At 64.6% G+C, this 24,332-nt stretch carries 21 protein-coding genes; 17 read left to right on the top strand and 4 right to left on the bottom strand.

Annotated features, from left to right (window positions below):
* From pdxS to AOP74_RS09695, 12 genes are all read left to right on the top strand, one after another.
* Complete coding sequence (gene pdxS / locus AOP74_RS09750; protein ID WP_061962192.1) at positions 1–909, top strand: pyridoxal 5'-phosphate synthase lyase subunit PdxS; 909 nt, start codon at positions 1–3, stop codon at positions 907–909.
* A 25-nt stretch (positions 910–934) separates the two neighbouring features.
* A complete protein-coding gene (locus AOP74_RS09745; protein WP_061962191.1) occupies positions 935–1,459 on the top strand; it encodes an NUDIX hydrolase in 525 nt (174 codons plus the stop codon).
* Positions 1,456–2,040: a pyridoxal 5'-phosphate synthase glutaminase subunit PdxT gene (pdxT, locus tag AOP74_RS09740; protein WP_061962190.1), complete on the top strand. Its 585-nt coding sequence runs from the start codon at positions 1,456–1,458 to the stop codon at positions 2,038–2,040. Before AOP74_RS09745 ends, pdxT begins: the two co-directional genes overlap by 4 nt.
* 60 nt (positions 2,041–2,100) lie before the next feature.
* On the top strand, positions 2,101–2,751 hold the full coding sequence (locus AOP74_RS09735; RefSeq protein WP_061962189.1) for a hypothetical protein: 651 nt from the start codon (positions 2,101–2,103) through the stop codon (positions 2,749–2,751).
* A complete protein-coding gene (locus tag AOP74_RS09730; protein ID WP_061962188.1) occupies positions 2,748–3,122 on the top strand; it encodes a hypothetical protein in 375 nt (124 codons plus the stop codon). The genes AOP74_RS09735 and AOP74_RS09730 overlap by 4 nt, the downstream gene beginning before the upstream one ends.
* A gap of 85 nt (positions 3,123–3,207) precedes the next feature.
* The gene (locus AOP74_RS09725) at positions 3,208–3,966 is read left to right on the top strand and encodes a YebC/PmpR family DNA-binding transcriptional regulator (RefSeq protein ID WP_061962187.1); all 759 of its coding nucleotides are present in this window, start codon (positions 3,208–3,210) and stop codon (positions 3,964–3,966) included.
* 6 nt (positions 3,967–3,972) lie between these two features.
* On the top strand, positions 3,973–4,527 hold the full coding sequence (gene ruvC / locus AOP74_RS09720) for a crossover junction endodeoxyribonuclease RuvC (protein WP_061962186.1): 555 nt from the start codon (positions 3,973–3,975) through the stop codon (positions 4,525–4,527).
* A 70-nt stretch (positions 4,528–4,597) separates the two neighbouring features.
* Positions 4,598–5,197, top strand: coding sequence for a Holliday junction branch migration protein RuvA (ruvA, locus tag AOP74_RS09715; RefSeq protein WP_061962185.1), 600 nt, complete (start codon positions 4,598–4,600; stop codon positions 5,195–5,197).
* Entirely contained in the window at positions 5,190–6,236 is a 1,047-nt protein-coding gene (gene ruvB, locus AOP74_RS09710; protein WP_236683798.1) for a Holliday junction branch migration DNA helicase RuvB, read from the top strand. The genes ruvA and ruvB overlap by 8 nt, the downstream gene beginning before the upstream one ends.
* 85 nt (positions 6,237–6,321) lie before the next feature.
* Positions 6,322–8,379, top strand: coding sequence for a protein translocase subunit SecD (secD, locus tag AOP74_RS09705; protein WP_236683797.1), 2,058 nt, complete (start codon positions 6,322–6,324; stop codon positions 8,377–8,379).
* A gap of 2 nt (positions 8,380–8,381) precedes the next feature.
* Entirely contained in the window at positions 8,382–9,464 is a 1,083-nt protein-coding gene (secF, locus tag AOP74_RS09700) for a protein translocase subunit SecF (RefSeq protein WP_061962183.1), read from the top strand.
* Between the two features lie 329 nt (positions 9,465–9,793).
* Positions 9,794–12,037: a RelA/SpoT family protein gene (locus AOP74_RS09695; RefSeq protein WP_061962182.1), complete on the top strand. Its 2,244-nt coding sequence runs from the start codon at positions 9,794–9,796 to the stop codon at positions 12,035–12,037.
* Here the strand turns inward: AOP74_RS09695 and AOP74_RS09690 are convergent.
* From AOP74_RS09690 to AOP74_RS09680, 3 genes are all read right to left on the bottom strand, one after another.
* Positions 11,995–12,579, bottom strand: coding sequence for a hypothetical protein (locus AOP74_RS09690; protein WP_152649263.1), 585 nt, complete (start codon positions 12,577–12,579; stop codon positions 11,995–11,997). The two genes, AOP74_RS09695 and AOP74_RS09690, sit on opposite strands and share 43 nt — an antisense overlap.
* A 62-nt stretch (positions 12,580–12,641) precedes the next feature.
* Positions 12,642–13,997 (bottom strand): DUF349 domain-containing protein, encoded by a 1,356-nt coding sequence (locus tag AOP74_RS09685; RefSeq protein ID WP_061962180.1) that lies wholly within the window; start codon positions 13,995–13,997, stop codon positions 12,642–12,644.
* Positions 13,994–14,809, bottom strand: a complete 816-nt coding sequence (locus AOP74_RS09680; protein ID WP_061962179.1) for a peptidylprolyl isomerase — start codon at positions 14,807–14,809, stop codon at positions 13,994–13,996. Before AOP74_RS09680 ends, AOP74_RS09685 begins: the two co-directional genes overlap by 4 nt.
* 108 nt (positions 14,810–14,917) lie before the next feature.
* Between AOP74_RS09680 and hisS the strand changes: the two genes are divergently transcribed.
* The 3 genes from hisS (at position 14,918) to AOP74_RS09665 (ending at position 19,489) form a co-directional block, all read left to right on the top strand.
* Complete coding sequence (hisS, locus tag AOP74_RS09675) at positions 14,918–16,267, top strand: histidine--tRNA ligase (RefSeq protein WP_061962593.1); 1,350 nt, start codon at positions 14,918–14,920, stop codon at positions 16,265–16,267.
* Between the two features lie 98 nt (positions 16,268–16,365).
* Complete coding sequence (aspS, locus tag AOP74_RS09670; RefSeq protein ID WP_061962178.1) at positions 16,366–18,153, top strand: aspartate--tRNA ligase; 1,788 nt, start codon at positions 16,366–16,368, stop codon at positions 18,151–18,153.
* A 172-nt stretch (positions 18,154–18,325) separates the two neighbouring features.
* Positions 18,326–19,489, top strand: coding sequence for an S-layer homology domain-containing protein (locus AOP74_RS09665; RefSeq protein WP_061962177.1), 1,164 nt, complete (start codon positions 18,326–18,328; stop codon positions 19,487–19,489).
* 20 nt (positions 19,490–19,509) lie between these two features.
* On the opposite strand, the gene AOP74_RS09660 is transcribed toward AOP74_RS09665, so the two are convergent.
* On the bottom strand, positions 19,510–21,774 hold the full coding sequence (locus AOP74_RS09660) for an MMPL family transporter (RefSeq protein ID WP_061962176.1): 2,265 nt from the start codon (positions 21,772–21,774) through the stop codon (positions 19,510–19,512).
* Between the two features lie 230 nt (positions 21,775–22,004).
* On the opposite strand from AOP74_RS09660, the gene AOP74_RS09655 reads away from it, so the two are divergent.
* Positions 22,005–23,354: a replication-associated recombination protein A gene (locus AOP74_RS09655; protein ID WP_061962175.1), complete on the top strand. Its 1,350-nt coding sequence runs from the start codon at positions 22,005–22,007 to the stop codon at positions 23,352–23,354.
* A 149-nt stretch (positions 23,355–23,503) separates the two neighbouring features.
* A complete protein-coding gene (gene rpsD / locus AOP74_RS09650) occupies positions 23,504–24,130 on the top strand; it encodes a 30S ribosomal protein S4 (RefSeq protein ID WP_061962174.1) in 627 nt (208 codons plus the stop codon).
* The last annotated feature ends 202 nt before the right edge of the window (positions 24,131–24,332 follow it).

Genomic DNA, 24,332 nt, shown 5'->3' with positions numbered 1-24,332 from the left:
ATGAGCGACAACGCCCCCGCCACCACTCCGCAGGTCGGAACGGACCTGGTCAAGCGAGGCATGGCTGAGATGCTCAAGGGCGGCGTCATCATGGACGTCGTGACCCCGGAGCAGGCGAAGATTGCTGAAGACGCCGGTGCCGTCGCAGTCATGGCGCTTGAGCGCGTTCCCGCCGACATTCGTTCGCAGGGTGGCGTCGCACGCATGTCTGACCCCGACCTGGTTTCGGGAATCGTGGATGCCGTGTCCATCCCCGTGATGGCCAAGGCCCGCATCGGGCACTTTGTCGAGGCACAGGTCCTGCAGAGCCTCGGCGTCGACTACATCGATGAGTCCGAGGTGCTTACTCCCGCGGACTACACCCACCACATCGACAAGTGGCAGTACACCGTGCCCTTCGTCTGTGGCGCGACCAACCTGGGTGAGGCGCTGCGCCGCATCTCGGAGGGTGCCGCGATGATCCGCTCGAAGGGTGAGGCCGGTACAGGTGACGTGTCCAACGCCACAACCCACATGCGCACGCTACGCACCGAGATTGCCCGCATCGCTTCGCTGCCCAAGGACGAGCTCTACGTTGCCGCCAAGGAACTGCAGGCGCCGCTGCCGCTCGTGCAGGAAGTCGCTGAGACGGGCAAGCTGCCTGTCGTCACCTTCACCGCCGGTGGTATCGCTACGCCCGCAGACGCGGCGATGATGATGCAGCTCGGCGCCGAGGGTGTCTTCGTGGGCTCGGGAATTTTCAAGTCCGGCGACCCGGCTTCGCGCGCCAAGGCCATCGTCAAGGCGACGACCTTCTACGACGACCCCTCGGTCATCGCTGAGGTCTCGCGCGGTCTGGGCGAAGCCATGGTCGGCATCAACGTCGACGACGTTCCGGAGCCGCACCGCCTCGCCGAGCGCGGCTGGTAACTCTCGGTCTACGGTCTGCTGCACTGTGACGTTCTCCGATCCGCCCCCTGACACCGGGGAGCGGATCGAGAGGTACGGCGCGCGCGTCCTCCTTCTGGATGGACAGCGCCTGCTCATGCTGCGCGGGCACGACCCTCATCAGCCGTCGCGAGCGTGGTGGTTCACACCCGGTGGCGGCATTGAGCCAGGGGAGAGTGAGCGCGCGACTGCAGTGCGGGAACTGGCCGAGGAAACTGGGTACGTCCTCGAAGAGCAAGAGCTTGTGGGGCCAGTGTGGCGCCGCACGGCGTTGTTTGATTTCTATTCGCGCCAGTACGTTCAGCACGAAGTCTTCTTTGTCGCACAGCGCGCGGATGCCGACCGGCACACGCAGGTCGATCAAGCGTGGACCGCCGACGAGGAGGACGTCATTGACGACAGTGCGTGGGTGACGTTGGCGGACCTTGGCGCGGCAGACATTGAGATCTTCCCGGCTCGGCTGGGACAGACGTGGAGTGACTTTGACCCGTGGGATGGGGTCACCCGAGAATTAGGAGTGGAGCCCGAATGACGCAGGTAGGTGTACTCGCTCTCCAAGGAGATGTCCGCGAGCATGCGGCAATTCTTGAGGGTCTCGGCATCGATGTCGTGAAGGTGCGCCGGGCCGCAGAACTCGAAGCCGTGGACGCGTTAGTGATTCCCGGGGGAGAGTCCTCGACGATAGACAAGTTGCTGCGTGCTTTTGACCTGCGCGAGCCCTTGATCGCGCGCCTTGAACAGGGGCTGCCGGTGCTTGGATCGTGCGCGGGGATGATCATGCTTGCCCGCGACCTCATTGACGGTATTGAAGGTCAGCAGACTCTGAACGCGATCCCCATGACCGTGCGTCGTAACGCCTTTGGACGGCAGGTTGACTCCTCCGAGGTGGAGCTGATTTGGGAACCGGACGGCTCTCGCATGCACGGCACGTTTATCCGCGCTCCGTGGGTGGAGTCGCACGACTCAGACGTCGAGGTTCTTGCCACGGCTACCGGTCCCGACGGCGATCGGCACCCCGTTGCAGTCAGGCACGGGCAGGCCATCGCCACGGCGTTTCACCCCGAGATCTCGGCGGACACCCGGGTCCACGAAGCCCTACTCGCGCTGATCTAGGCTCCATGAATCAAGCCCTAATACTTGATTATCGACAATCAAGCCCTTAGGCTTGTTGTCATGTTCGTAGTTACAGCTGATCAGCGAGGTAGCACCCGTGTGGGCAACCGTGTGGAGGAACTCCTCACATGGTTTGACGGGTGGGCGCCCGCGTGGGCAGACGACATCGCCCTACCGCTTGAGCGCACCGTGGGGGATGAGGTCCAGACAGTCCTCACAACTCCCGAGTCCGCCCTGGATCTCGCGCTGAGTCTGATGCGCCACGGCAACTGGTCCGTCGGAATCGGCGCCGGTGAAGTGGAACTCCCACTGGCCGATTCCTCCCGTGCCAGCTCTGGCCCGGCGTTCATTTACGCGCGTCGCGCCGTCGAGCGCGCGCGCGGCAAGGCCGAACCCACGCCTCTCGTCGTCGCGGGCAGCGACGAGGTGACCGAGGAGCGCGCGACCGCGGTCGTTCAGCTCCTGGGTGCCGTTGTGCGTAAACGCTCCGACGCTGGCTGGGAAGTTGCCGACCTCGCAAGGGAGGGCCTGACGCAAAAGGCAATCGCGCATCGGCTGGACATCAGTGCCCAAGCCGTTAGCCAACGCAGCGCCGCGGCGCTACTGGATGAAGAACAGCGTGCGCGGCCCGTCGCGACGTATCTGCTGTCCACAGCGGCCCGTGGCGCGCTGGACACCGGACACGTTGACCGGGATGCTGGCCAGTCATGAGCATTTTTCTGGCCATCGTTGTGGTGGCGGTCGCTGTGGCGGTGTCTGCCGGACTTGGCGCGATCCTCGTCGGCGGGCTGTTGCGTCGCCTTCAGCCTCAGGTGTCGACGCCGGGTCTATTGCGTGGCGGGCTGTGGGTCGGAATGCTCGAGCGCGCAATTGTCACGGGAGCGATCGCGTTGGGGGAACCTGCCGCCGTCGCGGTTGTCATTGCCGTCAAGGGTCTTGGTCGCTATCCCGAACTGCGCGACACCGAGCCGGCTGTGCGTGCCCAGGCTTCTGAGCAGTTCATCATCGGCACCTTGGCAAGTTTGGGATGGGCTGGGTTGATCGGTTTCGGAGCCCGGATCACGCTCCTGGCCGTCCTATAGGGCCGATGCCGTGGCTGGGCGAGCGGGTTCGCTCGGCTGAGTACACTGGTTGCCAGTCCTGCACCCTGCATCTTGAGGAGCACACGTGTCCGGTCACTCCAAGTGGGCCACCACCAAGCACAAAAAGGCAGTCATTGACGCCAAGCGCGGCAAGCTGTTTGCCAAGCTGATCAAGAACATCGAGGTCGCAGCGCGCACCGGTGGCGGCGACGTTGCCGGTAACCCCACCCTCTTCGACGCCATTCAGAAGGCGAAGAAGTCCTCGGTTCCGAACGACAACATCGACCGCGCGGTCAAGCGTGGCTCGGGCCTCGAGGCCGGCGCTGCCGACTACGAGACCATCATGTACGAGGGCTACGGTCCTAATGGTGTCGCGATGCTCATTGAGTGCCTGACGGACAACCGCAACCGCGCGGCCATGGAAGTGCGCACGGCCTTGACCCGCAACAACGGCACGCTCGCTGACCCCGGTTCGGTGTCCTACTTGTTCTCGCGCAAGGGCCAGGTCGTTGTCTCGCAGGAGGGTGACGTCACTGAAGACGCACTCATGGAGGCCACGCTTGACGCCGGCGCCGAGGAAATCGAAGAAGGCGGCGACGTCTTCCTGATCACGTCGGAAGCCACCGATGTCGTCGCCGTGCGTACGGCGCTCCAAGAAGCCGGCATCGACTACGACTCCGCCGAGGCCGCCTGGGTTCCGTCCGTCAAGGTAGAGCTCGACGTCGATGGTGCCAAGAAGATGCTCAAGCTCATCGACGCTCTCGAGGACTGCGACGACGTGCAGAACGTGTTCGCGAACATGGATGCGTCGGACGAGGTCTTTGAGGCCGCACAGGCCGACTGACCGCACGTGCGCATCCTCGGCGTTGATCCAGGCCTCACCCGATGCGGGCTTGGCGTGATCGACGCTGCGGGGGCGCGCCGCGTGTCGCTGGTGCATGTCAGTGCCGCCACATCACCGGCGGACACCGACACGCCCGCACGCATCGCGAGGCTCGCCGATGCGCTTGAGGCGGCGATGGACGAGTTCTCTCCTCAGGCCGTCGCTCTGGAGCGCGTCTTCGCTCAGGCCAACGTCTCGACGGTCATGGGCACCGCGCAGATCTCCGGCGTGGTGATGCTCTTGGCGCAGCGCCGCGGACTTCCCGTGACGCTCTACACGCCCTCGGAGGTCAAGGCAGCGGTGACCGGCGACGGTCGCGCTGGAAAGTCCCAGGTTGGCTACATGGTGACCAGGGTCTTGAACCTGAAAGAGACACCCAAACCGGCCGATGCCGCGGATGCCTTGGCAATCGCCATTGCCCACGCATGGCGTGGGGGAGCGGCGCCAGTGGAATCTGGCGCGACCACGTCCGCTCAGCGACAGTGGGCAGCCGCCGAGCAAGCGGCGCGAAGGCGGCGATAGCGGCGCGTCGCGCGAGTCGTGTCCGACGTGTCCCGTACGGTATTCGTACATACGTTCGAAGGAGGATCCGTTGATCGCGAGTCTGCACGGCACAGTGCTGTCGGTTGGCGCTACCAGCGCTGTGATTGAAACCGGCGGCGTGGGCATGAAGGTGCTGTCGACGCCGACCACTCTCGCGGATCTTCGGCACGGGAACACCGTGCGTGTACACACCCACCTGGTGGTGCGTGAGGACTCGTTGACGCTGTTCGGCTTCGGCACCGAGATGGAGCGCGACAGCTTCGAGGCCCTCCAGTCCGTGCAGGGTGTGGGGCCGCGGTTGGCTCTCGCCATGCTCGCGGTTCACACTCCGGAGGCGCTCGCCCAGGCTGTTGCGGACGGGGACCGCAAGGCTCTCGAGCAGGTGCCTGGCATTGGCGCCAAGGTCGCCGCCCGGCTCCTACTCGAACTCGGCGGCAAGTTGTCGCTGCCCGAAGTGTCCGCACCCGGGGTGACCACAGCATCGGCCGATTCCCGAGGTCAGGTCGAGGACGCGCTCGTGGGCCTGGGCTGGAACGCGAAGGCGGCGGCTGCGGCTGTCGATGCCGTCGCGGATGGGCCCGTGGCGGAGGCCGATGTGCCCGCGATGCTGCGTCTGGCATTGCAGACCATGGGGGCCAAGCGTGTTTGATGAGGACCCGCGGGTGATCGATGCCGATGCTGACGCGATTGAGCGCTCGAGCGAGGCCGCACTCCGGCCCGGCTCGCTCGATGAGTTCGTGGGTCAGCAGATCCTCCGTGACCAGTTGTCCTTGGTGCTGACCGCGGCATCCGCTCGCGGCGCCACGGCGGACCACGTGTTGCTGTCAGGACCTCCGGGACTGGGTAAGACCACTCTCGCCATGATCATCGCGTCGGAGATGGAAGCGCCCCTGCGACTGACGTCGGGGCCGGCCATCCAGCACGCCGGAGACCTGGCCGCGATCCTTTCTTCACTTGAGGAAGGCGACGTGCTGTTCCTCGACGAGATCCATCGCCTTGCCCGCCCGGCGGAAGAAATGCTCTACCTCGCGATGGAGGACTTCCGTGTCGACGTCGTCGTGGGTAAGGGCGCCGGTGCCACCTCAATTCCGCTCAGCCTGCCGCGATTCACGGTGGTGGGTGCCACAACGCGTGCTGGGCTGTTGCCCGCGCCGCTGCGCGATCGCTTTGGCTTTACCGGCCACCTTGAGTTCTACGAGCCCGCGGAGCTCCAGCGCATTCTGGGACGTTCCGCTCGGCTTCTCGACTTCGAGATGGACGTCGCCGCTGCCAGTGAGATCGCCGGACGCTCGCGCGGCACGCCCCGAATCGCGAACCGCCTCTTGCGGCGCGTGCGCGACTACGCGGAAGTCCACGGCAACGGCCGCGGCACCCTTGCGGCCGCGCGTGAAGCGTTGGCGGTGTACGAAGTCGACGACAGGGGACTGGACCGCCTTGACCGGGCTGTTCTGCGGGCTTTGTGCCAGCGTTTTGGTGGAGGCCCAGTGGGATTGTCGACGCTCGCGGTGTCCGTTGGCGAGGAGCCAGAGACTGTGGAAACGGTCGCCGAACCGTTCCTTGTACGCGAAGGATTGATGAGTCGATCGCCGCGGGGGCGTGTGGCAACGGCCGATGCATGGGAGCATGTGGGCCTGACCCCGCCTGCTGAGGCACTGCCTGGACAGAGCGGCGGTCGCTTGTTCGATTGAGTGTCATTCGACGTTTGACGCTTGGACACCCTAGAATCGGCGGGGCTCCCCGGGAGCGCAGTCGACTGCTGAACGAAGGAATCTTGTGTCAAAAGTGACCAAGAGCGCACGCAAAGCGCTCATCGGCCTCGCGGCGATCTTCGTCGTCATGTACGGAGCGCTCGCCGCTGGAGTCCTCACGGGCTCCGCATCCTGGACCCCAGGACTCGCGCTTGACCTCGCAGGGGGACGTCAGATCATCCTGACGCCGGTGCTTGAGGAGGGCGCATCTCAAGAGATTGAGCAGTCGGACCTCGACCAAGCCGTCGAGATCATCCGCATGCGTGTCGACGCCTCTGGTGTCGCCGAAGCGGAGATCACCACGCAGGGCAACAACATCGTTGTGGCGCTGCCCGGCAGCCCGGACCAGTCCACGGTCGACCTTGTGGCGCAGTCCGCTCAGCTTCAGTTCCGCCCCGTGCTGGTTGTTGGCGACCCGTCGCCGACGACTGTCGACGAGGCGCAGACCGATGCCACCACGGAGCCGGTCCCTGAGGACTCTGAGTCTGCAGAGCCCGTTGAGTCCGCGACTCCCACGCCGTCGCCAAGCGCTTCCACGGCTTCGAACGTCATCACGAGTGCTGACACCGCCGTTGCCACCGCAACTGACGCATCGGCCTCCCCGTCGCCCTCGCCTTCCGCCGTCACCACTGAGGGTTTGATCGCGACCCAGGACGACGACGCTGCCGAGGACACTACGTCTACGGCCCCCGTTTATGGCGAGACCGACCCGTCGTCCTTCGAGTGGCTCACCCCGGAGGTTCAGGCTGAGTACTCGGCGCTGGACTGCCTGAACGGTGAGAACTACGGCGGCCGCTCCATGGGTAACCCCGAGACGGGCTACAGCGCCTGCTCAAGTGCCGACTTCCAGAAGATCGCGATGGGCCCGGTTGAGTTGACCGGTGACGACATCGAAACCGCCACCTCGGGTCCGCGCATGACTCAGCAGGGTACGCTCACCGGCGACTACGAGGTCCGCCTGGACTTCACCGACGAGGGTGGCGCCAAGTTCGACGAGATCTCGCAGCGCCTCGCGACGCTCGAGTCGCCGCGCAACCAGTTCGCTGTGGTTCTCGATGGCGTCGTCATCTCCCACCCGCAGGTCGAACAGCGCATCCCCGGTGGTGAAGCATCGATTTCCGGAAACTTCACCCAGGAAAGTGCCGAGCAGCTCGCGAACCAGCTCAAGTTCGGTGCGCTGCCCATGAGCCTTGAGGTCCAGTCCAACCAGCAGATCTCCGCGACGATCGGTGAAGACCAGCTTCAGGCTGGTTTGATTGCCGGTCTGATCGGTCTGATCCTGGTCGTGATCTACTCGATCTTCCAGTACCGCGCGCTGGGCCTGGTGACGGTTGGTTCGCTCCTCATCGCAGGTGCTGCGACCTATGGCATCATCGCTCTCATGTCGTGGCTGATCGGCTACCGACTCTCGCTGGCCGGTGTTGCTGGTCTGATCGTGGCCATCGGTATTACGGCGGACTCGTTCATCGTGTACTTCGAGCGCATTAGGGACGAGCTCCGTGAGGGCCGCTCGCTGCCCAGCGCAGTTGACCACGCCTGGCGTCGTGCCCGCCGCACCATCCTTGCGTCTGACGCGATCAGCCTGCTGGCCGCAGGAACGTTGTACTTCCTTGCGGTGGGTGGTGTGCGAGGCTTCGCCTTCACGCTGGGTCTGACGACGCTGATTGACGTGCTTGTCGTGTTCCTCTTCACCCACCCGGTCATGATGCTGCTCGCCCGTACCAAATTCTTTGCCGAGGGCCACAAGTGGTCGGGTCTTGACCCGCGCCAGTTGGGTCGCGAGGCAATGTACAAGGGCCGCGGACGCGTCAAGTCAACCCCGTCACGGGTCGGTAAGGCAGACGGCTCCGGCGTGGAGGAGTCCGTTGGTGGAACTGATGCGCCGTCCGACGGACTGACGCTCGCCGAACGCAAGGCCGCGAAGCGTCGTGCCGAGGCTGAGGCCGCGGCAGCGCCAGCCGCCGTCGCGACAGCGGTCGACGATGATGACAAGGCCGCTTCCGACTCTGCAGCTGACGCTGCTGACGAAGACGGCAACGATGACGATGGCGATGCGGATACGTCGAAGGAGGGGAAGGAGTAATCATGGCTTCTAACCTGGCCCAGTGGGGCAACAAGCTGCACAGCGGCGAAACGACGTATTCCATCGTTGGCAATCGCAAGCGTTGGTTCATGGTGTCCGCCGTGCTGATGCTGATCTCAATCGGCATCCTCGTCGGCAAGGGCCTGAACCTTGGTATCGACTTCACCGGTGGTGCGCAGTACGTCGTGCCCAACGTGGAGACGACGAGCCCCGAACCGGCTGAGGAGGCCGTGGCCGAGATCGCTCCCGGTCAGGAGCCACGGGTCACCACCTTGGGCGAGAACGACATCCGTGTGCAGCTGGGCGAGATTACGTCCGAGCAGCAGCAGGAATTGACGACAGCACTCGCTGATGCCTATGGCGTCGACGAGTCGACAATTAGCTTCGACCAGATCGGTCCCACATGGGGAGCCGCAGTCGGACAGCAAGCGTTGCAGGGTCTGGTTATCTTCCTGCTGCTCGTGTTTGTCGTCATCTCCGTCTACTTCCGAGCGTGGCGCATGGCCGCAGCGGCGATCATCGCGCTGATTCACGACCTGCTGTTTACGGTCGGCATCTACGCGCTGTCTGGCTTTGAGGTCACGCCGGCGTCGGTGATCGGCTTCCTGACGATTCTTGGCTATTCGCTGTACGACACCGTGGTGGTGTTCGACAAGGTGAATGAAAACACGCGTCACTTCGACTCGCAGGTGCGCTATACCTACGCCGAGCTCGCGAACCTTGCCGTCAACCAGACGCTGGTGCGTTCGATCAACACGTCAGTCGTGGCTCTTCTGCCCGTGTCTTCGATCCTGTTCATCGGTTCGTACTTGTTGGGTGCCGGAACTCTGAAGGACATCGCCCTGGCGCTGTTCATCGGTATGGCAGTGGGAACCTACTCCTCGATCTTCGTGGCGACTCCGCTCGAGGTCGCGTTGCGTGCCCGCGAGCCCAAGATCGCCGCGCACACCAAGAAGGTGCTCGAACTGCGCGAGTCCGGCGAGACCGAGGTCGCGCGTACCGAGGACGGATCTGTCCGTGTTGGCGCACTCAAGCCTGGCGAGCACAAGGGACAGGGCGCTCAGCCCAAGCGCAAGCGTAAGTAGGCGGAACCGGCGCTGAGCCGTCACAGCCTTCACACCACCCTCCACCAGCCCTGGCCGTACATACACGGCGGGCTGTGGAGGGTTTGGTGTTTCTGGCCGAAAGTTTTCGGTGGCATTCCGGTGTCAGGCGGGCCGATGCTCGGGTTGGCTTGGGCGCTGGCGCGTAGCGAGCGCGGTGTTCCACCGAGAAAGTACGGCCAGGGCTGCTCTGCTCCCGAAATCCCGCCGTGTATGTACGGCCAGGGGAGAAAAGAACGAAAGGGGAACGTCCCTACCTCCCCATTCGTCCCCAGTAGACTGGAGTTTCGCTCACGCTGGGAGGAGGCGCCATGACAGAGACCCGCCCGACGTCCACGTCCTTAGGACCGCTGGCGTTCTTCCGTAGGACTGCGCCCAAAGCGCCCCAGCCGCTCGAGCCCGTCCTCGAGGAATACCGTCAGATGTTCCCCAAGGGAAAGACGGCTCTGATCGAGAAGGCTTACGTCGTCGCCGAGCGTGCGCATCGCGAACAGAAGCGCAAGAGCGGCGAGCCCTACATCATTCACCCACTAGCCGTGGCGCAGATCATCGCGCAGATGGGCTTACCCGACACCGTCATCGCGGCAGCGCTGCTGCACGACGTTGTCGAGGACACCGAGTATCCGCTCGAGACTCTCCGCGACGAGTTTGGTGATGAGGTCGCCTCCTTCGTCGACGGTGTCACCAAGCTCGACAAGGTGAAGTATGGCGATGCGGCTCAGGCCGAGACGGTCCGCAAGATGGTCGTCGCCATGGCGAAGGACATTCGCGTCCTGCTCCTCAAGCTCGCCGACAGGTTGCACAACGCGCGCACCTGGAAGTACGTGCCGGTGGAGTCTGCGCGGCGCAAGGCGCAAGAGACGCTCGAGATCTACGCGCCCTTGGCGCACCGCATGGGCCTCAACGCCATCAAGTGGGAGCTTGAAGACCTGTCCTTCAAGACGCTGTATCCAAAGATCTACCAAGAGATCGTCGACGTTGTCGCCGAGCGTGCTCCGGAACGCGAGAAGGCACTAGCCGAGATCCGCACGGAGATTGAGGCAGACCTCCGCCAGATGAAGATCAAGGCGGACATTACCGGGCGTCCCAAGCACTACTACTCGGTGTATCAAAAGATGATCGTGCGCGGCCGCGACTTGGCCGAGATCTACGACCTGGTGGGCGTCCGCATCCTCGTTACGTCCGTGCGCGACTGCTACGCAGTCCTGGGCGCCATGCACGCGAAGTACCAGCCAGTCCCTGGCCGGTTCAAGGACTACATCGCGATGCCCAAGTTCAACCTGTACCAGTCGTTGCACACGACGGTCATTGGCCCCTCGGGCAAGCCGGTTGAGCTGCAAATCCGCACGCAGGAGATGCACCGCCGCGCCGAGTATGGCCTGGCCTCTCACTGGCGCTACAAGGAGAACCAGCGCGGTTCCGATACCTCGGAGATGGGCTGGCTGCGTCAGATCGCGGACTGGCAGCAAGAAACCGCCGACCCCACGGACTTTCTGGACTCGCTCCGAGGCGAGATCTCGCGCGCCGAGGTCTACGTCTTCACCCCGCGAGGACGCCTGCTCGCACTCCCGCAGGGCGCAACCCCGGTGGACTTTGCCTATGCCGTGCACACCGAGGTTGGGCACAAGACCATCGGTGCCAAGGTCAATGGTCGCCTGGTACCGCTGGATTCCACCTTGGACAACGGCGACACTGTCGAGGTCCTGACGACGTCGGACGAGAACGCGCACCCCAAGCGCGACTGGCTCGACTTTGTGCAGTCCACGCGCGCGCGCAACAAGATTCGCCAGTGGTTCACCCGTGAGCGCCGCGAAGAGTCCATCGAGACCGGCCGCGACATGCTCGCGCGCGCCATTCGTCGTCAGCACCTGCCGATGCAGCGCCTCATGAGTAAGTCGACCCTCCTGGCACTTGCCCAGGAGATGCACTACGACGACGTGGACGCCTTGTATGCATCCATTGGCGAGCACAAGGAGCAGGCAAGTGACGTGGTCGCTCGCATGGTCGACGCCGTGGGTGGCGACGCCGGCGCGGACGAGGACGTCACCGAGATCACGCGCCCCGGCACCTCAGCCGAACGCGCACGCCGTGGCGACCCCGGCATCTCTGTTCACGGACTGTCTGACGTGATCGTCAAACTCGCGAAGTGCTGCACGCCGGTGCCCGGCGACCCGATCAGTGGCTTCATCACGCGCGGCAACGGTGTCAGTGTGCACCGGGCAGATTGCGCCAACCTCGCGGCCCTGAACGATCAAGCCGAGCGGTTCATCGACGTCCAATGGACCGGACAGTCCAGCGCGGCGTTCCTGGTCCAGATCGAGGTCGAGGCGCTTGACCGCAACCGGCTCCTCAGTGACGTCGTCAAGGCACTGTCGGACTATCACGTCAACATCTTGGGTGCGAGCGTGTCCACGAACCGTGACCGGGTCGCTCTGAACACCTTCACCTTCGAAATGGCCGACCCCTCCCACCTCGGAGCCGTCCTCACCGCCATCCGTCGCATTGACGGCGTCTACGACGCCCGCCGCGTCACGGGTACCCGCCGCGAGTTCTGAGCCACTGTGGCGCCCGGCAAGACGCCGGACTGACGCAGCATGGCCCACGCCCGCTCTGCACGCTTGCAGGTGCGGTCGTGGCTGCGCAGCAGGGTGAGTTCCCGCTGAACGTCCGCGACGGCGGCGCGCCCGTCCCGTACGGTCCGCACCACGACGGGCAGAGCCTCCTCGAGCGGCGACCACCGCAGCGCATCGACGATCGCGCGCGGACGCGCCGCAAGACGTTCCGGGTCCTCTGGCCGAGCGCTGTGGTGGAGGCGGACGGGCCATGTGGTCGACGCCTGCCGGTCGTGCCGCCGAGAAGGCGTGCACACGTCTATCGCCAGGGGAGCAGTGCCCCCGTCGTGCACCCAGAGCGCCCCCAACCCAGATACGTACCCATCGACACGAAGGAACGGCCTGATCAGGGCGAGCCTGACCTGCCAGGTGACCGGAACATCGGCCGGAAAAGCGGCGAAGGGCGTGGCTACCGTCAAGGTTCCGTCGGCCCGCATGCGTCGCCATGCTGCGCGGCCCACGTCGTCTGCGCTCACCATCCACATGACATGAGTGTGCCCGCCACCCCAAGGGGAATGGCGGGCACCTCAGCAATCTGTGGACAGGTTTACAGGTCCTTAATCTGCTCCAGCCACGCGCGACGGGCGTCGAGCGCTTCCTGAGCGGACTTGATCTTGCGCTTGTCCTTGGTGGCCTCCGCGGCTGCGAGGTCCTTCTCGAGATCCGCGATGGCGGCCTGGAGCTGAGCGACCGCACCGCTTGCGCGCGCCTCAAGCTCCGGGTTCGAGTTGTTCCACGCGGCGTCCTCGGCGTCACGCACGGCCTTCTCGACCGCGCCGATGCGCTTGGTCAGGCGCGCAACATCACCGCGAGGAACGCGTCCGGCTGCCTCAAACTTGTCCTGTGCGGCGCGTAGGGACTGCTTGGCGGCGTCGAGATCCTTGATGGGCAAGATTCCCTCGGCCTCAACAACGGCCGCTTCCTTGCCCTCAACGTTGCCCGCGAGCGCCTCGTCTTCCTCGTCCGCGGCTGCACGCCGCGCGTCAAAGAAGGCGTCCTGCGCTGTCTGGAATCGCTTCCACAGCGCGTCGTCCACGCTGCGGCGACCACGGCCAGCACCCTTCCATTCGCCCATGAGGTCCTTGAAAGCGCGTGCGGTGCGGTCCCAGTCGGTGGACTCGGCCAAGCGCTCGGCCTGGGCAACGAGGTCCTCCTTGCGGGTCGCGACCGTGGCGTTTTCCTTGTCGAGCTGCGCGAAGTGGTGCTTGCGCGCCTTCTCGAAGGACGAGCGCGCAGTCGTGAAACGCTTCCACATCGCGCGCTCGGCGTCCTTGGGGATGCGAGCCTGTGAACGCTGGGCTTCCTTCCAGGTGTCCAGAAGAGCGCGCAGTTCGGCGGTGTCGTTCTTCCAGTGAACCTGGGCCTCGTCCTTGGCGGCGATGGCCTCGGCCTGAGCGACGATCTTCTCGCGCTCAGCCACGGCCTCGGCACGCGCTGCCTCACGCTCAGCCTTGATGCGCTCACGGGTTTCCGTAGCCTCGGCCTTGACGGCTTCAAAGCGGGTCCGCAGCGCGGCCACATCTCCGACCACCTTGGGTTCAGCCAGTTGCTCACCTAGTGAGGTCAGGGAGTCGTCGATGTCCTTAGGGGACAGTTCGGCACCCTCGAGGCGTGCGTGGAAGCGTTCCACAGCAGCCTCAAGCTTGTAGAACTCGCGGGCGTACGGGGCGATGGGTTCGTCGCCCTGGGCGGGGCCAACCTCGTGCCTTTCGTCGCCAACGGTCAGCGTCACGGTCTCGCCTGTGACTTCGCCGAACTTCGCGGCCGCGGCGACCTGCTCGGCGCTGACCTCCTCGACGACCGGAACCTTCACCGGGTGTGAGGCGGCCTTGGCTGCCATCACGGCGGGCCCGCTGGCGGGCGGTTTGGGCTTGGGTCGGGGGGTGGGCTTGGGAGCGGTCATTCTACGGACACCTCGTTCACGATGACGGACTGTGCCGGGGGTCCGTCGGACTCGCCTGTGATCGTTCCGGCACTGGCAACGTCCTCCACAATACTCAGACCCGCGGTGACCTGCCCGAATACCGTGTATCCGCCCGCCGTGTCGGAGGGAATCGTGGAGTCTTCGTAGACGATGAAGAACTGACTACCCATCGATTCAGCGTCCCCTCCCACGCGCGCCATTGCAAGTGTTCCGGCGGGGTAGAGGTCATCTTCGGGAGCGTTCTCGATGGGGCCATAGGAGTAGTTCGGTCCGCCCGTGCCCGTCGCGGATGGGTCGCCACACTGCAGGACGTAGATACCGGACGTGGTGATGCGGTGACACTGGCTGTGATCGAAGAAGTCGGATTCAGCCAGAGCGATGAAGCTTGCGGTCGCTTGGGGAGCATTGACGCCGTCGAGCGTCATGACGATTTCGCCTTGGTTGGTTTCCATTGTCACGGTCCACTCGCGGCCTTGCGCGTAAGAAGGATCGGGAGGCACAGGCGACGTGCCCCACCCTGACGTAAAGGTGAGCTCGGCATCGGGGCTGGCCTCAGCATCGGCCGTCTCGCTGGTGGATGGCGACGAGCCGGTATCCGCGGTCGCCTCCTCATCCTCGGGGGTGAACAGCACAATGGCGCCCCAGATAATGAGCCCAAGCGCAACGATCCCCACCACAATCGACGCGATCCGGATGTTGCGTTGGCGCACAGCCTCCTTGGCAGCGTGCTTGGCGTCCAGGGCTTCCTGACGCTTGCGGGCCTTCTCGCGGTCTTGCTTCTTAGTTCCCATGGCTCCTCGTCGAGGGTCGATGCGCGAAACGCCATTCTAGGCAGGCTCACCTGGGAGTTTGCTGGGATGGCGCACCAGCTGGGTGACGGTCAGTGGAACAATGGGGCCATGGCACGAGTGCGACCCCTATCTGGCTATCCCGAGTGGACCCCCTCCGAGCGCATTGTGGAGGCAGAAGTGCTGTCCACGATTAGCGAGGTCTTCGCCCTCCATGGCTTTGGGGAGATTCACACGCGCGCCGTTGAGCCGCTGGACCGCCTGGCCGGCAAGTCCGATGCCGCTAAGGAGATCTACACGCTCGGACGGCTCAATGCCGATGGCGACTCCGAGGCAAAGGTGGGTCTCCACTTTGACCTCACGGTGCCGTTCGCGCGTTACGTCGAGGAATTCCAGAACGACCTCGCGTTCCCGTTCCGACGCTTCCAGATTCAGAAGGTGTGGCGCGGCGAGCGCCCGCAAGAGGGTCGCTTCCGCGAGTTCTACCAGGCAGACATCGACGTCGTTGCACGTGAGACGCTTCCCGCGCACCTCGAGATTGAGGTCGCAGTTGTCATGGCGCGCGCTCTCGCGGCATTGCCATTGCCCGGCGCCACGATGCGCGTCAATAATCGCCAACTGGTCGAGGGCTTCTACCGAGGTGTCGGCATCGAGGACGTCGCGGACGCTCTGCGGAGCGTGGACAAGCTCGACAAGATCGGCCCCGAGGGCGTGCGTACTGAGCTCGCAGGGAAGGGCGTCAGTGAGACAGCGGCCGATGCTGTTCTTGAGTTGGCGCGAATCTCCAGTACCGATGGGTCGTTTGCGGCTGCGGTGGAGGACCTGTGGGCGTCAACGACCACTATCGAGGACGTGGAGGGCGCCCAGGAGCAGCTGAAGGTCGGAATCGCGAGCCTGGTTGACCTGGTCGAAGGCGTGAACGCTGCCGTTCCAGGCACGGCCGTCGCGGACCTGCGGATCGCGCGCGGTCTCGACTACTACACGGGCGCGGTCTACGAGACGTTCCTTGAGGGACACGAGGACCTGGGGTCGATCTGCTCGGGAGGCCGTTACGACTCGCTCGTCGCCGGTGGGGGATTCCCCGGCGTCGGGATGTCGATTGGCGTCTCTCGCTTGGTGAGCCGGATGCTTGCGTCTGGCCTCGCGACCGCCTCGCGGCCCGTGCCGTCCGCCGTGCTCGTGGCAGTGAACGAGGAGGAGTCGCGCGGCACGTCAGCCGCGATCGCCGATCGCCTGCGTGCACGCGGCATTGCGTGCGAGGTTGCGCCCAAGGCAGCGAAGTTCGGCAAGCAGATCCAGTTCGCAGACAAGCGGGGGATCCCATTCGTGTGGTTCCCTGCCGCTGACGGCGCCGACGGTGAGGTGAAGGACATCCGCTCAGGCGACCAGGTGCCCGCTAATGCCGACGCATGGCTGCCGCCGGAAGCCGACGCCCGCCCGCGCATCGTCCCTCAGGCGTAAGTTCACTCACGCCACGAGTCAACCCGTGGCCCGATAGACTGGGCCCGCTCTTTTCCCTATCCGGCGCGCCCGTCTAGCGCGTCCAAGAAAGGCCTCACGTGCTCCGCACTCACCTTGCTGGAAACCTCCGCGCCAACGACGCGGGCTCAACTGTCACTCTCGCCGGATGGGTGGGACGCCGCCGCGATCACGGTGGCGTGGCCTTCATCGATCTCCGCGATGCCTCCGGGTTCGCCCAGGTCGTCATCCGCGAAGAGGTCGCGCACTCCCTGCGTAACGAGTACGTGATTCAGGTCACTGGCGAGGTGCGCGAGCGCCCCGAGGGTTCCGCGAACGCAAACCTGCCCTCAGGCGAGATCGAGGTGGTCGTCTCCGACGTCGAGATCCTCAACGAGGCCGCCCCGCTGCCGATGCCGGTCGACGAACACGTCACCGTCGGTGAAGAGGCCCGCCTCAAGCACCGCTACATCGACCTGCGCCGCCCGCAGCCGCGCGCGAACATCGTGCTTCGCTCGGAGGTCAACAAGGCCGCCCGCCGCGTGCTGGACCGCCACGACTTCCTCGAGATCGAGACCCCCACGCTGACGCGGTCCACGCCCGAGGGCGCCCGCGACTTCCTGGTGCCCGCACGTCTGGCTCCCGGGTCCTGGTACGCACTGCCGCAGTCGCCTCAGCTGTTCAAGCAACTGCTGATGGTGTCCGGCATGGAGAAGTACTACCAAATCGCGCGCTGCTACCGCGATGAGGACTTCCGCGCGGACCGTCAGCCCGAGTTCACTCAGCTCGACATCGAGATGAGCTTCGTGGACCAGGACGACGTCATTTCGTTGGGCGAAGAGCTCATCAAGGAACTGTGGTCGCTCATTGACTACGACATCCCGCTGCCCATCCCGCGCATCACCTACGCGGACTCGATGGCTCGCTTTGGCTCCGACAAGCCGGACATGCGCTTTGGCCTTGAGCTCACGGACATGACCGAGTACTTCTCGGAGACCACGTTCCGCGTCTTCGCCGCCGAGTACGTGGGTGCCGTCGTGATGCCCGGCGGTGCTGCGCAGCCGCGCAAGACGCTGGACAAGTGGCAGGACTGGGCCAAGTCCCGCGGCGCCAAGGGCCTGGCCTACGTGTTGGTGCAGGAGGACGGCTCGCTCACCGGGCCCGTCGCCAAGAACCTGTCCGAGAAGGAGCTGTCGGGACTGGCCGCAAAGGTAGGTGCGGCCCCCGGCGACTGCATCTTCTTCGCCGCCGGCAAGCCCACGCCGTCGCGTGCCTTGCTGGGTGCCGCTCGCCTCGAGGTCGGAGAGCGCTGCGGTCTGATCGATCCGGACGAGTACAAGTTCGTGTGGGTCGTGGACGCGCCGCTGTTCAAGGCGATCGACGAAGACCCCGACGATGACGACGTCGCGCTGGGTACCGGTGCTTTCACCGCCGTGCACCATGCATTTACGTCGCCCAAGCCCGAGTTCCTCGACACCTTCGACAAGGACCCCGGCTCCGCGCTGGCCTACGCCTACGACATTGTCTGCAACGGCAACGAGCTGGGCGGCGGTTCCATCCGTATCCACCAGCGCGATGTGCAGGAGCGCGTGTTCGCGGTCATGGGCATTGGCGAAGAAGAGGCCCAGGAGAAGTTCGGCTTTCTGCTCGAGGCCTTCTCCTTTGGCGCACCGCCTCACGGTGGAATCGCCCTGGGCTGGGACCGCGTCACCGCGCTGTTGGCCAAGGCCGACTCCATTCGTGACGTCATCGCGTTCCCGAAGTCCGGCGGCGGCTACGACCCGCTTACCGCTGCGCCCGCGCCCATCACGGATGAGCAGCGCGCCGACGCAGGCGTGGACTTCGTGCCGGAAGAGGACGAGGAATCCGCGGAGTCGGTGACCTCGTAGCACCTGTTTCCAGGCATCGGGCCGATGCTTGGCTCTCCATTCCGTACGCATGGCGCGTCCCGCTTTCCGCGGGGCGCGCCATGTGCGTTTCTGAGAGCAGGGGAGAGTTCTAGCCCGGATCTGAGTACTTCGCATGTCACACTCGGTGGATGCTTAACGGGAGGACAGCACTGTGAAGACGAAGCGATCAACGAGGTTCGCTATCGCGATTACGGTGATGGCGACGGCGATCGTGGGCGTGGCACCCGCGGCTTCGGCAGCCTCACCGGGGTTCCGCGATGTCTCGAACCAGTACCAGTTCTATCGCGAGATCTCGTGGATGTCCGAGAAGGGCATCACGACGGGCTACGCCGGAAACTGGTTCCGCCCCGAGTGGGAAGTCTCGCGTGAAGCGTTCGCGGCTTTCCTCTATCGCGAGGCCGGGCGTCCCTCAGTGTCGTTGCCATCGAGGTCACCGTTTAAAGACGTGAGCACCAAAGACCAGTTCTACAAGGAAATTGTCTGGCTCGAGAGCAAGGGCATCACCACGGGATGGTCGGATGGAACCTTCCGTCCCGAACTAGCGATCGACCGCAATGCCATGGCGGCCTTCCTGTATAGGTACAAGGGCAAGCCGTCGTTCAAGGCTCCCTCATCCTCGCCGTTCAAGGATCTGCGCACCTCCTCCAAGTTCTACAAGGAGATCACCTGGCTGCGTAGTACCGGCATTACAACGGGCTATGCGGACGGGACCTTCAGGCCATACGGCAATACCTCGCGCGCCGCGACCGCCGCGTTCCTGTTCCGTGGCTTCGGAAGTTCGTCATATAAGGCGCCGGCCTACGAAGCGCCGCGCTCCTCGTGGAACGCAAGTTCGGTACTGAGCGTCGCGCGCTCACAGGTGGGCTACAAAGAGCCCAGCTGGCGCAACAACAAGTACAACGACTGGATCGACGGCAATAGCGCGTGGTGCCAGGTCTACGTGGGGTGGGTGTTCTGGCAGGCCGGTTACCCCGAGTACGTGCCACTAGAGGAGTACTACGACAAGGGCTTCAACCCGCCGTCCGGTCGAACCACCTTCGTCGATGAGGCACAGGCCGCGGGTGTCGTTGACTGGAACGTGAGCTTGTCCGACCTCGACCCCGGTGATGTGGTCTTGATCAATTGGGGCGATGGTCAGGGTGTGAGTCACGCCGCAATCGTCGACCGGGTTTCTGGCAACGGTGCATGGTTCTACGAGGGCAACACCACCTCCGGGACCGGTTCATCGGACCGTGGAGTCTTCCACCGCTGGCGCCCTCTGAGTGTCCTCGATGCGGTCTTTGAGCCTCAGGACTACTACGACGCGACGCACTAGGCGTCGTCGCGCCGCGGCGACTAGTGCGTGATGGAGTACCGCTTGTAAAGCCGGGCGAGCGGCGCCGGTGCCCACCAGTTCCGCTCACCTAGCAGCGTCATGGTGGCCGGCACCAGTAGCATGCGCACGATTGTCGCGTCGATGAGCACGGCAACCGCTAGACCCACCCCCACCTGCTTGATCACGAGCAGGTCGCCCGTGGCGAAGCCGAGGAACACCAGCATAATGATGGCCGCCGCGGACGTGATGATGCGACCCGAGCGCTGCAGCCCCACACGCACAGCGGTGTCGTTGTCGACACCGGAGTCCACGAGTTCCTTCACACGCGCCAGCAGGAACACCTCGTAGTCCATCGCGAGGCCGAACCCGAACGCGAGCACCATGACGAGCACATACGTCTCGATGCCGCCGGTGGAGGTGAAGTTGAGCAAGTCCTCGAGGTGCCCGTCGGTGAAGATCCAGCTGAGCACGCCCAGAGCCGCCGCGAGAGACAACGCGTTGATGAGCAGTGTCTTCACCGGCACAAGAACGGAGCCGGTCATGAGGAACATGAGCACAAACGTCGCAAGCACCACCAGCCCGGCGGCCCACGGTGCGCCCGCAATGAGTGCGTCGACGAAGTCCACCTGGATGGCCGCAGTGCCACCCACCCAGACCTCAAACGGCGACTCGAGGTCGCGGATATCCGTGACGATCCCGGTGGCCTCCGGGGAGCCTTGGTCGGTGACATCGGTATAGAGCCCAATCATCGACAGTCCAGTGCCGGGTAGATCGGTGGCAGGCTCCGCGCCGGTCACGTGGTCAATGTTCAGGACCGATTCCGACACCCAGGCGTCCGCCTCGTCCGGAGTTGCGTCGACCAATACCTGAACGCTGGGCGGTGCCAGGTCTGGGTACTCCACCTCGTAGGTGTCGATGAACTCTCTGCCTTCGTTGCTGACGGGCAAGAGATCGACCTCGGAGTTACGCACCTGCAGGTTCAGCAGCGGGCTCGCGAGAAGGAGAAGGACGCCTGTAGTGGCCAGAGCAACGATCCAGGGGCGTCGCTGCACGCGACCGGCTAGCCGGGAAAAGACGCCCGTGTCGCGGGTCACATCCGCGGTGTACCGCAGCAGGGTGCGAAGCCCCGGGACCCGGGACAACACGCTGGGGCGTGACAGCCGGTGCCCATAGAGGTACAGCACCGCGGGCACCAGGGTCAGCGCGGTCAGCAGCGCCATCACTACGACGCCAAGCGCGGCACCGCCAATTCCGCGAATGATGTCTGCGTTGAAGATCAGCATTCCGCCCACGGAGATGGCGACCGTGACGGCGGAGAAGAATACGGTCCGGCCCGCCGTCATGACCGTCGCCACGAGCGCCAACGCCCGCTGATCATTGGCGGGCCCGTTCTCACGAGCTGAAAGCTCTTCGCGGTAACGGGACACCATGAGGAGTCCGTAGTCGATTGACAGTCCAATGCCGAGAACAGTGACGACGTTGATGGACGACGTGTCCAGATCCATGATGTAGCTGAAGGCAAAGAGCACGGCCAGGCCACCGGCGATTGACGCGAACGCGCCAATGATCGGGGCGCTTGCCGCCAGAAATCCACCAAAGACCAGCACCATCACGAGCAACGCGACGGGAAGCGCGATAGCTTCGCCGGTCACGAGGTCCTGTTCCACCTGGTGCGTGAAGTCGTTGAGCATCATCGGGTTGGAGAACGCCACGACGCGAGCCTCAGGCACGTGTGTCGCGAAGTAGTCCTTCGTGATCGCCGTCACCTCACGGTGCTCACCATTGCCGCTGCCCGGGATAGGGCCGTAGTCCACGCTCATCAGAACCGCGTCGCCACTGGCGGACACCAGCGGTGACTGATCGATGTTGGCCAGGCCCCCAGCATCGGCCTCCCCGCCACCAGTGTCGTAGCGCGCGGGATCAAAGGCAGGACCCGGTGTGAGCCCGTATGGGGTCGTGACCGCGGCGACGCCGTCCCGTGTCGCGATGGTGTCGCTGAGCTCCTGCACGTCACGAGCAAACTGGCCGTCGGAAGGGTCGACGTTCTGGATGTCCATACTCAACGTCGGGCCCGCGTCGGACGAGCTCGCCGCGCCAAGGGTCTCGTAGACGTACGTCGACTCTGCGCCATCGACCGTGAGCGCGCCAGTGTTTGCGCGGTCGAAGACGTTCCCGTCGCCCAAGCCCACCATGGCAACGCCCGCCATCGCCCCAGCCGCGACCACCCACGCGATCACGACGGAAACGGGATGGCGTGAAGACAGGTGCGCGAGCCGAGAGAACATGGCGGCAAGTTTAGGGACACCTGGTGTCCGGCATGTGACGCCTTCAGGGGAGGAGCCACCTCGATTCGTTCATTCTCGACTTTCCGAGAATGAACGAATCGAGCACCGACTGCACGCGCGGAGAGTGCGGGGGGCCGATGCTGCGATGGGTTGGAGCGCGCCGATGCTGTGTTGGGTTGGGTTGGGTTTGGGCGGTGAGCGATGACAGAGGTGGGACGTAGGCTTGCGGCATGGATCTGTTCGAGTCGACCGAGCGCACCGGCCGCGGCGTACCTGAGCCCGGTCCCAACGCTCCGCTCGCAGTACGGATGCGCCCACGGGAACTCGACGAGGTCGTCGGCCAGTCCCACCTGTTGACGGACGGCTCGCCTCTTCGCCGCTTGGTGGGGGATAGCGCGCCTGCAACGTCGGTCATCCTGTGGGGACCACCCGGGACCGGCAAGACCACCCTCGCGTACATGGTCGCCGGTTCGCGCCGGTTCGTGGAGCTGTCCGCGGTCACGGCCGGAATCAAGGATGTGCGCGGCGTCATCGAGGACTCGAAGCGTCGCATCGCGACTGGAGAGCGCGAGACGGTCCTCTTTGTCGATGAGATTCACCGCTTCACGCGCACCCAGCAGGACGCACTGTTGCCGGCGGTGGAGAACCGTTGGGTAACGTTGATCGGTGCGACCACAGAGAACCCGAGCTTCTCCGTCGTTGGCCCGCTCCTTTCCCGATCGCTCTTGCTGACGTTGCAGCCGCTGGCCTCCGAGGACCTGGGGGCCTTGCTCGATCGCGCGGTCGAGGACGACCGGGGCCTGGCGGGCAAGGTCGGGTTGGCACCCGAGGCGCGCGACCACATGCTTCGGGTCGCTGGGGCCGATGCTCGGAAGGCACTCACGCTCCTGGAGGCCGTCGCTGATGCGGCATTGGCCGCCGGAACTGAGCCGGGGGAGAGCGTTCCCGTCATCACAGCGGAACTCACCGAGCGGGCCATGGACTCAGCGCTTGTGGCCTACGACAAGTCGGGTGATCAGCACTACGACGTCATCAGCGCCTTCATCAAGTCGGTCCGTGGATCGGATGTTGACGCAGCCCTCCACTACTTGGCGCGCATGGTGGTCGCGGGGGAGGACCCTCGGTTCTTGGCCCGCCGCCTAGTGATACTTGCCGCAGAAGACATCGGCATGGCCGACCCGCAGGCGCTCGTAATCGCCCAGGCAGCGGCGGACGCCGTGAACTTCATCGGCATGCCGGAGGGCCGAATTCCGCTTGCAGAGGCCACGACGTATCTGGCGACGGCCCCCAAGTCGAACCGCTCATACGTTGCCATTGACGCCGCCATCGCTGACGTGCGTGCAGGTAAGGCTGGCGTGGTGCCCGAGCACCTACGTGACGCGCATTACTCGGGTGCCAAGAGCATCGGCCATGGTGAGGGATATCAGTACTCGCACGACGCCGACGGGGGCGTTGCGCACCAGGAGTATCTGCCCGAGGCCCTGCGCGGCTCCCGCTACTACACTCCTACGGAGTTCGGGTTTGAGCGGACCGTGACGGACCGGCTGAGCCGCATCCGGGAGATGCTCGGCCGCGACTGACGCGCCCAGCAGTACATGCGGGTCTTCAGGCGGCGAACCTGGTAACATTATTGAGCCCTCGCGGACGGTTGGCTGCTGTCTCCGCGAACTCAGCAAATTACAACCATTGTTGGTCGCGCATCCGCGCGCGCTCAACTGTGAAGGAAATCATGACTTCAGTACAGAAGGCACGTCGCCAGGTTCGCCTGTCGCGCAGCCTGGGCATCGCCCTGACGCCCAAGGCAGTCAAGCACTTCGAGAAGCGTCCGTACCCCCCGGGTGAGCACGGTCGTACCGCACGTCGCAAGGAAAGCGACTACGCGGTTCGTCTGCGCGAGAAGCAGCGTCTTCGCGCCCAGTACGGTCTTCGCGAGAAGCAGATGACCCGCACCTTTGAAGAGGCCCGCCACGAGCCGGGTCTGACAGGTGAGGCATTTGTCGAGCTCCTCGAGATGCGTCTTGACGCCCTGGTTCTTCGTTCGGGCTTTGCTCGCACGATCCTGCAGGCCCGCCAGTCGGTTCTGCACCGCCACATCCTCGTGGACGGCAAGATCGTTGACCGCCCCTCGTTCCGCGTGAAGCCGGGTCAGACCATTCAGGTCAAGCCCAAGGCCGTCACGATGGAGCCCTACATGGCTGCCGCCGCCGGTGCACACCGCGACGTGCTGCCCGAGGTCCCGGACTACATCGACGTTTCGCTGGAGAAGCTGACCACCAAGCTGGTCCGCCGCCCCAAGCGCGCCGAGGTCCCCGTGACCTGCGAAGTTCAGATGGTTGTTGAGTACTACGCGCGCTAAGCGATAGATACTGGCACCACGCACTTAACCGCCGGGCTCCGACATTGGTCGGGACCCGGCGGTTTTGTCATACTTAGGGTCCGACCCCTCCCCAACACGACACGTGCGTGGCGTGTGAGGGGCGGATGCGCGGGCGTTAGTGCCATGCTTGCGCAGGGAAGATTTCGTGAGGGCCGATGCGCTCTCATCTGGGCATTTACAG

Source organism: Demequina flava (assembly GCF_000975035.1).
GTDB lineage: Bacteria > Actinomycetota > Actinomycetes > Actinomycetales > Demequinaceae > Demequina > Demequina flava.
Note: the sequence above shows the minus strand (reverse complement) of the source record. Positions and strands in the feature narration are given on the sequence as shown.